At 74.3% G+C, this 13,944-nt stretch carries 12 protein-coding genes; 5 read left to right on the top strand and 7 right to left on the bottom strand.

Annotated elements, in window-relative coordinates; all coding sequences use genetic code 11:
- Window positions 1–95 precede the first annotated feature (95 nt).
- The 4 genes from tdh to BMX74_RS00445 all read left to right on the top strand — a co-directional run bounded on the left by tdh (window position 96) and on the right by BMX74_RS00445 (window position 4,802).
- Window positions 96–1,340, top strand: coding sequence for an L-threonine 3-dehydrogenase (gene tdh, locus BMX74_RS00460; RefSeq protein ID WP_256256710.1), 1,245 nt, complete (start codon window positions 96–98; stop codon window positions 1,338–1,340).
- Window positions 1,340–2,518, top strand: coding sequence for a glycine C-acetyltransferase (locus BMX74_RS00455; RefSeq protein ID WP_055507729.1), 1,179 nt, complete (start codon window positions 1,340–1,342; stop codon window positions 2,516–2,518). Before tdh ends, BMX74_RS00455 begins: the two co-directional genes overlap by 1 nt.
- A 160-nt stretch (window positions 2,519–2,678) precedes the next feature.
- Window positions 2,679–3,611 carry a LysR family transcriptional regulator gene (locus BMX74_RS00450; RefSeq protein WP_055507727.1) on the top strand — a complete coding sequence of 311 codons (933 nt, stop codon included), beginning with the start codon at window positions 2,679–2,681 and terminating at the stop codon, window positions 3,609–3,611.
- Window positions 3,612–3,635: 24 nt separating this feature from the next.
- Entirely contained in the window at window positions 3,636–4,802 is a 1,167-nt protein-coding gene (locus tag BMX74_RS00445) for an MFS transporter (protein WP_091097440.1), read from the top strand.
- Between the two features lie 52 nt (window positions 4,803–4,854).
- Here BMX74_RS00445 and BMX74_RS46245 read toward each other — a convergent pair whose 3' ends face one another.
- The 6 genes from BMX74_RS46245 to lhgO all read right to left on the bottom strand — a co-directional run bounded on the left by BMX74_RS46245 (window position 4,855) and on the right by lhgO (window position 12,417).
- Window positions 4,855–6,531, bottom strand: coding sequence for a GTPase (locus BMX74_RS46245; RefSeq protein ID WP_055507723.1), 1,677 nt, complete (start codon window positions 6,529–6,531; stop codon window positions 4,855–4,857).
- Window positions 6,528–8,342 carry a GTPase domain-containing protein gene (locus BMX74_RS00435; protein WP_256256709.1) on the bottom strand — a complete coding sequence of 605 codons (1,815 nt, stop codon included), beginning with the start codon at window positions 8,340–8,342 and terminating at the stop codon, window positions 6,528–6,530. Before BMX74_RS00435 ends, BMX74_RS46245 begins: the two co-directional genes overlap by 4 nt.
- A gap of 9 nt (window positions 8,343–8,351) precedes the next feature.
- A complete protein-coding gene (locus BMX74_RS00430; protein ID WP_091098013.1) occupies window positions 8,352–9,008 on the bottom strand; it encodes a response regulator transcription factor in 657 nt (218 codons plus the stop codon).
- Between the two features lie 87 nt (window positions 9,009–9,095).
- Entirely contained in the window at window positions 9,096–10,499 is a 1,404-nt protein-coding gene (locus BMX74_RS00425; RefSeq protein WP_236715061.1) for a sensor histidine kinase, read from the bottom strand.
- An 8-nt stretch (window positions 10,500–10,507) separates the two neighbouring features.
- Window positions 10,508–11,200 (bottom strand): response regulator transcription factor, encoded by a 693-nt coding sequence (locus tag BMX74_RS00420; RefSeq protein WP_055507717.1) that lies wholly within the window; start codon window positions 11,198–11,200, stop codon window positions 10,508–10,510.
- A gap of 17 nt (window positions 11,201–11,217) precedes the next feature.
- Window positions 11,218–12,417 carry an L-2-hydroxyglutarate oxidase gene (gene lhgO / locus BMX74_RS00415; RefSeq protein ID WP_091097438.1) on the bottom strand — a complete coding sequence of 400 codons (1,200 nt, stop codon included), beginning with the start codon at window positions 12,415–12,417 and terminating at the stop codon, window positions 11,218–11,220.
- 92 nt (window positions 12,418–12,509) lie between these two features.
- Here lhgO and BMX74_RS00410 point away from each other — a divergent pair, with 92 nt between their 5' ends.
- Entirely contained in the window at window positions 12,510–12,881 is a 372-nt protein-coding gene (locus BMX74_RS00410; RefSeq protein ID WP_055507713.1) for a hypothetical protein, read from the top strand.
- Between the two features lie 11 nt (window positions 12,882–12,892).
- Here the strand turns inward: BMX74_RS00410 and BMX74_RS00405 are convergent, their stop codons facing one another.
- Window positions 12,893–13,873, bottom strand: a complete 981-nt coding sequence (locus tag BMX74_RS00405; RefSeq protein ID WP_256256708.1) for a hypothetical protein — start codon at window positions 13,871–13,873, stop codon at window positions 12,893–12,895.
- Window positions 13,874–13,944: the final 71 nt, after the last annotated feature.

Below are 13,944 nucleotides of genomic sequence, written 5' to 3'. Positions count from 1 at the left end.
GCGGAGCTGTGGGGGCACTTAAGAACTCCTCGATGGACAGTCCCGGAGGCGGGCGGGCACAGTGCGTTAGGTTCGGGTTAGGGGGAAAGGGAGCCATGAAAGCGCTGGTCAAAGAGCGGGCCGAGCCAGGCCTGTGGCTGGTGGACGTGCCGGAGCCCACAGTCGGTCCGGGCGAGGTGCTGATCAAGGTGCTGCGCACCGGCATCTGCGGCACGGACCTGCACATCCGCGCGTACGACGACTGGGCGCGCCACACGCTGCGGCTCCCGCTCATCGTCGGCCACGAGTTCTGCGGCGAGGTCGTCGAGGTCGCGCCCGGCGTCGAGGACGTCTCCGTCGGCGACTTCGTCAGCGGCGAGGGCCACATCGTGTGCGGCAAGTGCCGCAACTGCATGGCGGGCCGCCGCCACCTGTGCCGCAACACCATCGGGCTCGGCGTCAACAGGGACGGCGCGTTCGCCGAGTACGTCACGCTGCCCGCCGCCAACGTCTGGGTGCACCGCGTCCCCGTCCCGCCCGACGTGGCCGCCATCTTCGACCCGTTCGGCAACGCCGTCCACACCGCCCTGTCCTTCCCCCTCGTCGGCGAGGACGTCCTGATCACCGGGGCCGGCCCCATCGGCCTCATGGCCGCCGCCGTCGCCACGCACGTCGGCGCCCGCAACGTCGTCATCACCGACGTCAGCGACGAGCGCCTCGACCTGGCCGGCAAGCTCGGCGTCTCCCTCGCGCTCAACGTCTCCAGGGGCTCGCTCGCCGAGGGCATGCGGCAGCTCGGCATGCGCGAGGGCTTCGACGTCGGCCTGGAGATGTCCGGCAACCCCGCCGCCATGCGGGAGATGATCGCGAACATGACGCACGGCGGGAAGATCGCCATGCTGGGCCTGCCCGCCGAGGAGTTCGCCGTCGACTGGTCCACGGTCGTGACGTCCATGCTGACCATCAAGGGCATCTACGGCAGGGAGATGTTCGAGACCTGGTACAACATGTCCGTCCTGCTGGAGAAGGGCCTCGACCTCACCCCGGTGATCACCGACCGGTTCTCGTACCTCGACTTCGACGCCGCCTTCGACACGGCCGCGAGCGGCCGCACCGGCAAGGTCATCCTGGACTGGAGCGGAGGAGCTCGGCCGGAGAGAGCGAGGAACGAGCCAACGGAGGCCGAAGCGGCCGCGACCATGAACACGGGCGGAGGAGCTCGGCCGGGCAGCGCGAGGAACGAGCCGACGGAGGCCGAAGCGGCCGCGACCATGAACACGGGCGGAGGAGCTCGGCCGGGCAGCGCGAGGAACGAGCCGACGCAGGCCGAAGCGGCCGCGACCATGAACAGGAGCGCTTGATGTTCACCGACATGCGCGAGCAGCTGCGTGCGACGCTCGACGAGATCACCGAGGCCGGCCTGCTGAAGCCGGAACGCGTGATCACCACCCCGCAGGGGTCCCAGGTGAGCGTGGCCGGGCGCGAGGTGCTGAACTTCTGCGCCAACAACTACCTCGGCCTGGCCGACGACCCGCGCGTGGTCGAGGCCGCCAAGGAGGCGCTGGACCGGTGGGGGTTCGGCATGGCCTCCGTCCGGTTCATCTGCGGCACCCAGGAAGTGCACAAGGAGCTGGAGTCGCGCCTGTCCGGCTTCCTCGGCATGGAGGACACCGTCCTCTACAGCTCCTGCTTCGACGCGAACGGCGGCGTCTTCGAGACCCTGCTCGACGCCCAGGACGCGGTGATCTCCGACGCGCTCAACCACGCCAGCATCATCGACGGCATCAGGCTCTCCAAGGCCCAGCGCTTCCGCTACGCCAACCGGGACATGGCCGAGCTGGAGGCCAGGCTCAAGGAGGCGTCCGAGGCCCGGCGCAAGCTGATCGTCACCGACGGCGTGTTCTCCATGGACGGCTACCTCGCGCCGCTGCCCGAGATCTGCGACCTCGCCGACCGGTACGGCGCGATGGTCATGGTGGACGACTCCCACGCCGTCGGCTTCGTCGGCCCCACCGGGCGCGGCACGCCCGAGCTGCACGGGGTCACCGACCGCGTGGACATCATCACGGGCACCCTCGGCAAGGCGCTCGGCGGCGCAAGCGGCGGCTACGTCTCCGCCCGCAAGGAGATCTGCGAGCTGCTGCGCCAGCGCTCCCGCCCCTACCTGTTCTCCAACTCGCTCGCCCCCGTCATCGCGTCCGCCTCGCTGCGCATCCTCGACCTGCTGGAGACGTCCGGCGACGCCCGCGAGCGGCTGCGCGCCAACACCGCCCGCTTCCGTTCGGCGATGACGAAGGCCGGGTTCGACATCCTGCCCGGCGACCACCCGATCGTCCCCGTGATGATCGGCGACGCCGGCGAGGCCGCCGCCATGGCCGAGCGCCTGCTCGACCTCGGCGTCTACGTCATCGGCTTCTCGTACCCGGTCGTGCCGCACGGCCAGGCGAGGATCCGGGTGCAGCTCTCCGCCGCCCACACCACGGAGGACGTCGACCACGCGGTGGCCGCCTTCACCCAGGCCCGCACCGCCACCCCCTGACCGGACGCTCTCGGGCCCGCCCCGGCGGGCCCAAGAGCCCTGCCCCCGTCTCCCCCAAGGACGCCCGCCCGCAACGACGGGCACGGCTCCCTTCCCTCCCCCGAAGGACGCCCGCCCGCGACGGCGGGCACGGCTCGCCGGGTTGAGTATTCTCGCCTGCGTGATAGACACGCGGCGGCTGCGCACGCTGCGCGCGGTGGCCGACCACGGCACGGTCACCGCGGCCGCGGCCGCGCTGCACCTCACCCCGTCGGCCGTGTCCCAGCAGCTCGTCGCTCTGGAGCACGAGGTGGGGCACCGGCTGTTCACGCGCGACGGCCGCGGCGTCAGGCTGACGGCCGTCGGCCGGATCATGCTGGGGCACGCGAACGAGGTGCTGGCCCAGCTCGAACGGGCCGCCGCCGAGGTGGCCGCGTACGCCGACGGCGAGGCGGGCGAGGTGACGGTCGCCTGCTTCTCCACCGCCATCAGCGCCGTGCTGTCCCCCACCATCGCCGCGCTGCGCCGCACCCACCCGGGCCTGCGCGTCCGGGTCCGCGACGCCGAGGGCGACGAGGGCCTCGCCATGCTGCTCGACGGCGAGGCCGACCTGACCGTCGCCGTGGAGTACCGTGGCGCGCCCGACGCCGCCGACCGCCGCCTGTCGCGGCTGCCGCTGTACGCCGAACCGTTCGACCTGGTGCTGCCGCGCGACCATCCTGAGGCGGCCTCGGCGTCGCTGGTGTCGGTCGCCTCCGACACCTGGATCGGCCCCTACCCGGGCAACCCGGTGCACGACGTCATCACGTTCGCCTGCCAGCAGGCGGGCTTCACGCCGGACTTCGCGCACTCGTCCGACGACTTCCGCGCCGTGGTGGCGCTGGTGGCGGCGGGCGCGGGCGTCGCGCTGGTGCCCCGGCTGGCGCTGCGCGACATGACGCTCACGGACGTCGTCGTCCACGAGACGCCCGGTCCCGAACGCCGGGTGTTCGCGGCGGTGCGCCGCGGCGCCGGCGCCCACCCCCTCCTGCGTCCCCTCCTGGCCGGCCTGCGCGCCGCCTCCCCCACGCTCACCACCTCCCCGGAGCAGCCCGCCCACCCCGTGACCACGTAGTCGATCTTGCGGTTAGGTGGACGCATGGGTCAGACACCGCCGTACCGCTCCCTGCTCGGGCTTCCGGGGGTTCCCGCACAGGCGGTGCTCGGTTTCCTCTCGCAGCTCACGCAGCAGGTCGCGCCCGTCGGCATGGTGCTCGTCCTGCAGTCGGCGACGGGGTCGCTGGCGGTGGCGGGGCTCGGCGCGGCGGCGTTCTCGGTCGGCATGGGCATGGGCAGGCCCGTGCAGGGCCGGGTGATCGACCGGCGCGGACCGCGCCCGGTGCTGGCCCTCACGGCGCTCCTGCACGTCGCGGCGCTGGCCGGGCTGATCGCGGGCGCTGCGGCGGCCTGGCCGGTCTGGGTGCTCGTGACGCTCGCGTGGGCGGCGGGGGCGGGGCTGCCGCCGGTGTCGGTGAGCATGCGCCTGGCCTGGGGCCGCAGGACGGACGCCGCGAGCCGCACCGCGGCCTACAGCCTGGTCTACCTGGTGCAGGAGCTGGCCATGCTGGTCGGCCCGCTGCTGTTCGGGCTGGTGATCGCCGTGGCGTCGCCGCCCGCCGCGCTGGGGCTCGTGACGGCCGCCGCCGGAGCCGGGACGCTGGCGTTCTCGCGCGTCCTCAGCGGGGGCGGCGGCCCCGCGACGAGGGACCGCGGCCGCGTCTTCGAGGACCGCGGCATGATCGTGCTGCTGCTGGTCGTGACGCTGCTCGGCGGCACGACGGGGGCGCTGCAGGTGGGCCTGCCCGCGCTCGCCGCCTCGCTGGACGCGCCCGCCGCCACCGGGCCGCTCGTGGCGGGGCTGTCGCTGGGCGGCGTCGCCGGGGCGCTGCTGTACAGCGCGCGCTCCTGGGGGTCGCGTCCCGCGCCCCGGCTGGTGGCGCTGCTGCTCGTGCTCGGCCTGCTGCTGGCCCCGCTCGCGCTGATCGAGGCGCTGCCGCCGTTCTGGGCGGTGCTGTTCGCCGGCGGGGTGCTGCTCAACCCGGCGATGACGACGTCCTCGCTGCTCGTGGACGAGCTGGCCCCGGCGGCGCAGGGCGAGGCGTTCGGGTGGATGTCCACGGCGCTGGGCGTCGGCGCGGCGGCGGGGGCGGGTGCGGCCGGGGTGGCGGGCCAGTGGTACGGGGCGCAGGTGCCCTTCCTGGTGTCGGCCGCCTTCGCCCTGCTCGCGGCGGCCCTCGCCACCGTCCTGCTCGCAAGGAGCAGATGAGCGCGGCCTGGTGACCGTCAGGCGCGGGCGCGGGTGACCGCCTCGGTGAGCGTCAGGCGCGGGCGCGGGTGACCGCCTCGGTGAACCTGGCGTACCTGTCGCGTTCGGCCGCCACCGGGGCGAGGACGTACTCGTCGGCCACCTCGGCGATGGCGGCGCGCAGCGCCCGGCCCGTACGGCGGGCCCTGCGCCTGCCGCCCGCCCAGGCGGCCAGCCGCGACAGCAGGGCGACCAGCACGCCCGCGAGCGCGCCGCCCAGCAGCAGCGCGGTGGGCCAGGGCACGGGGCCGGCCGTGGGCGGCGGCGGCGCGGGCAGCCGCAGGTAGTCCATGGCGAACAGCGCGGCCAGCCACAGCCCGCCCGCCACGGTGACCGCGAACACCAGCCACTGCAGCACGCCCACGGCCCGCCACCAGCGGGGACGCCGCGTCGCGGCGGTCGAGGTCCTCGCGACGGCGCGGTCCACGGCGTCGGCCAGGTCGTCGGCGCCCGCCCTGGCGGCCTGCCGCACGGCCGCCGCCCAGGGCGCGGGCAGCCCGGCGGCCGCGGCCTCGGCGACGTCCCTGACGGCCGTCTCGACCTGTGCCCGCTGCCCGGCGGTGGCGGCCGGCACGGACGTGCGCCCGGTGATCTCGCCGGTGCCGCGCGTGCCGATCCTGAGCCGGCCGAGCGGGTCGGGCCGCAGTTTCCTGACCCATCGGGTGGGAGGCCATCCGGTGGCGGCGACGGCCCGGTGCCTGTGCCCTTTCGCCACGGCCTCGACGACCAGCGGCACCCCGCCGGCCTCGCCGAGCGCCCTGGTGAGCCGCCGCTCGGGCCCGCTTCCCGCGCCAGCGGCCACGTCGAACCTGGTGACCGCGCCCACCGGCCCCCGCACGTCGCCCGCCCCGGTCACGGGCGGGCGGGGCGCCTCGCCCGCGGCGAGACGGTCGGCGGCGGCGGCGACGTCGGCGGACAGCCGCGCCGACCACGCGCGCCGCTCGGCCACCCGGCGGCCCAGCGCCACGCGCAGCTCCTCCATGCCCTCCCCCGTACGCGCCGAAACGGGCAGCACGGGGACGCCCGCGAGACCGTCCTCGGCGAGGAGCCTGCCGAGGTCGTCCAGGCAGCGGCCGACCGTGGAAGGCGGGAGGCGGTCCACCTGGTTGAGCACCACGAGCGTCACGTCGCGGTGCCCGGCCAGGCGGCGCAGGTAGCGCTCGTGCAGCGCCGCGTCGGCGTACTTCTGCGGATCGACCACCCACACCAGCAGGTCGACCAGCTCGACGAGGCGGTCCACCTCCAGCCGGTGGGTGAGCCTGATGGAGTCGTGGTCGGGCAGGTCGAGCAGGACGAGCCCGGACAGCGCGGGGTCGCCGGCGGCGGGGTGGCGCAGCGGGACGTCCAGCCAGTCGAGCAGCGGCCCCGCCGGCTCGCCGGCCCGGCCGGAGCCGTCCCAGACGGCGGCCTGGGCGGTGGAGGTGGTGGGCCTGGTGACGCCGACGGCGGCCAGCTCGCTGCCCGCCAGCGCGTTGTACAGGGACGACTTGCCGCTGCCCGTCGCCCCGGCGAGGGCGGCGACGGTGTGGTCGAGCGAGAGCCCGCGCCTGGCGCCCGCCCGCTCGGCGACGGCCAGCGCGGCCGACACCGCCGGCTCGGGCAGCCGTCCCTCGCCCAGGTCGGCGGCCTCGACCAGGGCGGCGAGCCGGGCGTCGAGCGACGGCCCCTCCTTGCGGCGCAGCAGCTTCACGGGCCCTCCACCGGTGTGTCGCCGGGCGGCGGCCCGCCTTCCCCGGGCAGCCCGGCGCCACCCTCCTGAGACCTCCCGGCGGACGGCGCGGCGCCGCCCTCCCCGGGTCTCGCCGCGGGCAGTTCGGCGCGGTGGGCCGCGACGGAGCGCAGCGCCTCGCGCAGCGCGGCGGCGGTGCCGGGGGGCGGTTCGACGGCCTCCAGGCGGCCGGTGAAGCGGGCCGACTCGTCGTCGAGCAGCGCCCGCACCCGTACGCGCAGGTCCTCGCGGGCCCGTACGGTCAGCGAGCGCACGGCCTGGTCGCCGAAGACGGCTTCGAGCAGCTTCTGCGACAGCACGCTCGTGCCGCCAGCGATGCCCACCTCGATGCCGGTCAGCCCTCCGGTGGAGGCGAACACGCCGAGCATGAGCAGCAGCCCGGCGCCGTTCACGCCGAAGGAGGCCAGCCTGGCGGTGGTGCGCCGCTCGGCGCCCTCCTCGCGTACCAGGTCGAGGACGAACTCCTGCCAGCTGCGCACGGCCGCCTCGGCGCGCCTGCCGACGTCGGGCGAGGCGCGGCCGAGCCGCGCCGCCTCCATCGGGCCGATGCGGTCGAGCAGGTCGGGGCCTCCGGGCGCGGCGCCCCAGCCTTCGAGCGCGCGTTCGGCGGCGCCGTCGGCCGCGCCCCTGATGAGGGACTCCACGCCGCTCTCCAGCGCGTCCCTGAGCTCGGCGGAGGGGACGCGCCCCGTGAAGAAGCCGACCAGGCGGTCGCGCAGCCGGCCGACGCGGCTCTCCAGCGAGCGCATGAGATCGCCGGTGCCGATGAAGTCCTGCCAGCGGGCCAGCACCTCGCCGCGCAGCAGCGAGCCGTCGCGCATGCCCTCGTCGAAGTCGGCCATGCCGCTCGCGTACGCGGCGGTGACGATGGCGCGCAGGCCGTCGAAGGCGGACTGCTGGCGTTCGACGGCGGACGCGAGCGCGGGCACCCGGGTGGCGAGGCTGTCGAGCGCGCCCGACAGCGTCTGGCGCACGACGCGTGACCGTTCGGCGGCGTCGGCGGCCAGCGCGGCGAGCCAGTCGGCGACGGGCCGCACCGACTCGGCGGGCAGCCGCGCCTTCTCGTCAGGCAGCGCGGCCTCGGTGACGGTGAACAGGCGGGTGCCGTCGAGCCCGTTGGCGACGAGGAGGCGTTCCAGGTCGCGGGTGACCGGCTCGACGGCCTCGGACGGCACGCGGTCGAGGACGACGGCCAGCGCGGTGCTGCGTTCGCGCGCCGAGCGCAGGAAGCTCCAGGGCACCTCGTCGGCGTACCTGGCGGCGGTGGTGACGAACAGCCACAGGTCGGCGGCGGCGAGGAGCTGCGCGGCCAGCTCGCGGTTGGAGGTCACCACGGAGTCGATGTCGGGCGCGTCGAGCAGCGCCAGCCCGGCCCCGACCGTCTCGCAGGCGACGACGCGCAGCGCGCCAGGGCCCTCCCCGGTGGCGCGCGAGAGCCCGGGGAGGACGTTCTGCCCCATGAACCAGTCGCGGTCGGCCGGGTTCACGACGAGCGTGGGCACCAGCGTCGTGGGCCGCAGCACGCCGGGTTCGGCCACGTCGGCCCCGACGAGCGAGTTGACCAGCGTGGACTTGCCCGCTCCCGTGGACCCGCCGACGACGGCGAGCAGCGGCGCGTCGATGGCGCGCAGCCGCGGCAGCAGGTAGTCGTCGAGCTGCCCGGCCAGCTCGCGCAGCGCGCGCCGGTCGGCCGCGGTCTCCCCCACCACGAGCGGGAACAGGTCGCGGTCCAGCGGGCGGCGCAGCGACTCCAGCGCGCCGAGCAGGTCCATACCGCCACGCTAGCCCGCCGGCGGCTCCCTGAGCACGTATCCGACGCTGCGCAGGGTGTGGATGAGGCGCGGCTCGACGTCGTCCACCTTGCGCCGCAGGTACGACACGTACGACTCGACCACTCCGGCGTCGCCGCCGAAGTCGTAGTTCCAGACGTGGTCGAGGATCTGCGCCTTCGACAGCGCCCGGCCGGCGTTGACCATGAAGTAGTGCAGCAGCTTGAACTCGGTCGGCGACAGCCGTACCTGCCGGCCCGCCCGCCACACCTCGCGGGCGTCCTCGTCCAGTTCGAGGTCGGCCACCTTCAGCCGGGTCGCGGGCGAGCCCTCACCCCTGGTACGCCGCAGCACGGCCCGGATCCTGGCCTGGACCTCCTCCAGGCTGAACGGCTTGGTCACGTAGTCGTCGCCCACGCGCAGCCCGGCGATCTTGTCCTCGGTGGCGTCGCGCGCGGTCAGGAACAGCACGGGGGCGTCGATGCGCCTGGCCACCTCGAACCCGTCGAGGTCGGGCAGCATCACGTCGAGCACCACGAGGTCCGGCGAGGCGCGGCCGGCCACCTCGACGGCCTCCTCGCCGTCGGCCGCGGTCAGCACGTCGAAGCCGGAGAAACGCAGGCTCGCCGAGAGCAGGTCCCTGATGCTGGGCTCGTCGTCCACCACCATGATCAGCGCCTCGGGATTCGTCACCTTCCCAGACTGGCGCAGCGACCTGAGCGTTGCCTGAACGCCGACTCCAAGCTCACTCCAAGCTCAGTCCAGGGCCGGCGGGAGCTCCACGCGGAACGTGGCGCCGTCGCCCGGCGCGCTGGTGACGGTCACCGTCCCGCCGTGGGCCTGGACGAGCGCCTGCACGATGGCCAGGCCGAGCCCGCTGCCCCTGTCGTCGCCCGACCTGCGGCGCGACCTGGCGGAGTCGGCGCGGTAGAAGCGTTCGAAGACGTGCTCGACCTGTTCCGGAGTGAGCCCGGGGCCCTTGTCGGCGACCTCCACGTACACGACGCCGCCCCCCGCGCCCGCCCTGACGGTGACGGGCGTGCCTGGGTCGGTGTGGACGAGCGCGTTCGACATGAGGTTCGAGACGACCTGGCGCAGCCGCACCTCGTCGCCCGACACGATGAGGGCGGCCCCGCCCGACACCTCCAGCGCGATCGTCCGGTCAGGGGCGAGGATCTTCGCGTCCTGCACGGCGTCGGCGGCCAGCGCCAGCATGTCCACGGGCCGCATCTGCAGCGGCCGCTGCTGGTCCACCCTGGCGAGCAGCAGCAGGTCGTCCACGAGCAGGCTCATCCGGCCCGCCGCCTGCTCGACGCGGCCCATCAGCTCGGCCGGGTCCGCGGACGGGTTCTGCCTGGCGTACTCGGCGAAGCCGCGGATGGACGTGAGCGGGGTGCGCAGCTCGTGCGAGGCGTCGCCGACGAACTGCCGCATGCGGTCCTCGGAGCGCCTGGCCGCCTCCTCCGACGCCGACCGCGCGGCGAAGGCGGCCTCGATCTGGGCGAGCATGCCGTTCAGCGCGGTGGCGAGGCGGCCGACCTCGGTGCGCGGGTCGCCGTCCGGGACGCGCCGGCCCAGCTCGCCGGCGGCGATGGTCTCGGCCGTGCGCTCGATCTCGGCGAGCGGGCGCATGCTGCGCCGGACGATCTGGATGCCGACGACGGCGAGGATCAGCAGGATGCCGCCGCCGCCCAGCAGCTCGATGAGGACCAGCCGCCGGGTGATGGCGTCGACCTCCTCCAGGTCCACGGCCACGACGAGCAGCCGGTCGCGTACGGTCGCCTCCAGCACCCGCCACTCGCCGTCGCCGGAGACCGCGGGCGCGGTGTAGGGGTCGCCGCCGGGCGCCGCCGCCAGCACCGGCCTGGGCTTGGCGTCGACGTCGCGGTCGTTCAGCATCGCGGTGAACCCGCCGTCGGGCTCCTTGACCAGCACGATCGCGTCGGACTCGATGAGCAGCGGCCGGTCGGCGGCCGCCCTGTCCCTCCTGGAGTCGTTCAGCAGCTTCTTGTGCATGCGTACGGACAGCAGGGCGAGCTGGCTGTCGACGCGGTCCATCAGGTAGCCGTGCAGGACCGACACGCTCACCAGGCCCACGAACGTCATGCCGAACCCGAGCAGGGCCAGCATGGAGGCGATGAGCTTGATCCTCAGCGGCATGCCGCGCATCAGGGGCTCGGCGGCTGGCGCAGAACGTACCCGACACCGCGCAGGGTGTGGATGAGCCTCGGGCTGCGGTTGTCGATCTTGCGGCGGAGCACGGACACGTACGACTCGACGATGCCGACCTCGCCGCGGAAGTCGTAGTCCCAGACGTGGTCGAGGATCTGCGGCTTGGACAGCACCCGGCCGGCGTTCGTCATGAAGTAGCGCAGCAGCTTGAACTCGGTGGGCGACAGCGGGACCGCCGTGCCGCCGCGCCACACCTCGTGGCTCTCCTCGTCCAGCTCGATGTCGGCGAACGTCAGCCTGGGCGGCGGCGCCTGCGACTCGCCCGCGGTGCGGCGCAGCACCGCGTGGATCCTGGCGATCACCTCCTCCAGGCTGAACGGCTTGGTCACGTAGTCGTCGCCGCCGAGGGTGAGGCCGCGGATCTTGTCCTCGGTCTCGTCGCGGGCGGTGAGGAACACGACGGGCGTGTGGACGCCGCCGCCGCGCAGCCGCTGGACGATCTCGAACCCGTCGAGGTCGGGCAGCATGACGTCGAGCACGACGAGGTCGGGCCGGTGCCGCTGGACGGCGGCGACCGCGTCGAGCCCGCTCTTCGCGGTGGTCACGTCGAAACCCGCGAACCTGAGGCTCGCGGCGAGGAGTTCGAGGATGTTGGGGTCGTCCTCGACGATCAGCAGGCGTGCTTCCATCACGTCCTAGGATGCCCTCATCGGACGAGTGCTGGGACAATTCCGGCAATATGCCGGGCGATGGCGAGGCTGGAGGTGGCGGCCGGCGAGGGCGCGTTGCGCACCAGCACCACCCGGCCGTGCACGTCCACCACGAAGTCGTCGACCAGCGCGCCGTCACGCGCCACCGCCTGCGCGCGCACCCCGCTCTCGGCGCGTACGAGGTCGCCGGCCGCCAGCTCGGGGACGTACCGGCGGGCCGCCTTGACGAAGGCGCTCCTGGCCAGCGAGCCGTACACCTCCTTGACGCCGGTGCGCCAGTGGGCGCGGGCCATGCGCAGCGTACCGGGCCAGCCGAGGACGCGGGCGGCGTCGCGCACATCGGTGCGGGTGTACCCCTCGTAGGCGAGCGCGAGCACGGCGTTGGGCCCCACCAGCACCTCGCCGTCGACGCGCCTGGTCAGGTGCACGCCGAGGAACGGGTAGCGCGGGTCGGGCACCGGGTAGACGAGACCGCGCACCAGCTCCCTGGCCGATCCGGCCAGCGCGTAGTACTCGCCGCGGAACGGGACGATCCGTACGTCGCCCGGGTGCCCGGCCATCCGGGCGACCGTGTCGGTGCCGAGGCCCGCGCACACCACGAGCCGGTCGAAGACGAACCTCCGCCCGCCCGCCATGACCTCGACGCCCGCCGCGGTCTCCCTGATCGCCCGCACCGGGTGGCCGAGCCGTACGGAGCCGCCCAGTTCGTCCAGGTCGAGCGCGAGCCTGCGGGCGACGGCGGGGAAGTCGGCGATGGCGGTGCGCGGCGAGTGGATCGCGGCCACGCCGACGGCGTGCGGCTCGACCTCGCGCAGCCCGAGGGCGTCCAGCTCGGCGACGTCCGGCACGCCGTTGGCGCGCGCCCGCTCGGCGAGCGCCTTGAGCAGCGGCCGCTCGGCCCTGGTGCTCGCCACGACGAGCTTGCCCACCTCCTGGTACGGCAGCCCGTGCCCGGCGCAGTACTCCTTGAGCAGCGCCACGCCCTCCCGGCAGAGCCTGGCCTTGAGCGAGCCGGGCGGGTAGTAGATCCCGGCGTGGACGACGCCGCTGTTGTGCCCCGTCTGGTGGGCGCCCGCGCGGTCCTCCTTCTCCAGCACGGTCACCTCGGCGCCCCGCGTGACGGCCAGCTCGCGGGCCACCGCCAGGCCGACGATGCCCGCCCCCACGACCCCGATCTTCTCCGTCTTGTCGGTCACGACTTAAGTGTGCCTACTTTGCTGCGAACCATCCGGCGACCTGAACAATGTGGCCAAACCGCCGCCTAAGCCCAGAATCGAACATGAGTACGATGGGAGGCATGTACGTCCCGCCGGAGTGGCCCGCCGAGGTCCGCCCGCCGAGCGTCCCCGACTGGGAGACGTCCGCCGTGGCCTGGCTGCTCGACGCCGTGCCGCCCGACTACCGCGCCTACGAGGTGCTGCGGCGGCATCCCGTCGCGCTGGCCAGGATGGCCCGCCAGCACGTCCAGTCGGCCGTGGAGGCCGCCCGCGCCGGCTACCGGGGCGCCGCGGTCGAGCTCAAGGGCCACCTGCCGCCGCACGCCGTCGAGGCCGTGCTCGACGCCTACCGGCAGGAGGGGCCGCGCCTGGTGCGGCTCTCCCGCGCCATCGCCGTGGTGGAACGGGCGCTGCGCGGCGACATGTTCACCATGCGGATGTGAGCGGGCCCGGCTCAGCGGGTGCGGCGCGCGAGAAAGGTGATCATGCCGGTCGCGCCCGCCGCCGCGGCCAGCCAGACCAGCACGTCCCTGCCCGACAGCCCCTCCCTGGGCGTCTGCTTCGCGACCGGCCGCGTGGACGGCGTCGCCGTCACGGTGCGCACCGCCTTCGCCTGGCGGTCGCGCGCCGGGATCGGCACCCGGTAGACCGGGCTGTTCGCGCCTTCAGAACCGGTCAGCAGGTAGCGGCCGTCCCGCGTGTACGCGATCGACTCCGCCTGCTTCAACTCCGGCATCGACACCCTGGCGATCATCTCGCCGGACGGCCGGTACAGCGTGGCCGAGATGTACGTCCGCACCACGTACGACGACCCGTCGGGGGCGTAGGCGGCGTCGGTGGCCATGATGGGCGCGGCGGCCACGCGGCGCAGCACGTTCGTGCGGTCCGCGCGCAGCTTCTTCGGCGCCGCGTACACCGACCCCGCGAACTGCTTCGACACCACGTACAGGCGGCCGGTGCCGGGGTGCACCATGATGCCCTCCGCGTTGCGCGGGCCGTCGGCGTAGCGCAGCCGGTAGCGCGTGGCCGTCAGGGTGGCGTCGCGCAGCGTCTCCGGCTCGTCCACCCGGTACACCGAGACGTCGGGCCAGGAGTCCTGGTTGTCGCCGATGTCGGCGAACCACAGCACGCCGCGTCCCGTGGCAGGGTCCTTCACGGCCGCCATGGCCTCCCAGTCGCGCGCCTCGGCCCCGCGCAGGCGGAACGTCGCCTTCGTCCGGCCGTCGGAGCCGACCGCGTAGAAGACGGGCGCGGCCGAGCTGTCGTTGTGGGTGTAGTAGACGCCGTCACGCGTCGGCGACGGCGCGAGCCCGCTGGACTCGGTGATGCGCGGATCCTTGAACGTGAACACCTTCTGCGGGCCCTCGTCGGCCAGCGCGGGCGCCGCGGGCAGCGCGCACCCCAGCGCCAGCCCGCCCATCACACGAAGCAGCACATCCCCCACTCCGCCATCATGCCCCACCGGCGGCCCCCTCTCCCCTCCATCGCGCATGTGAGGAAGAAGGG

It is taken from the genome of Nonomuraea pusilla (assembly GCF_900109355.1).
Lineage (GTDB): Bacteria > Actinomycetota > Actinomycetes > Streptosporangiales > Streptosporangiaceae > Nonomuraea > Nonomuraea pusilla.
The sequence above is the reverse complement of the archived record's forward strand: the minus strand, read 5'-3'. Positions and strand labels throughout refer to the sequence as shown.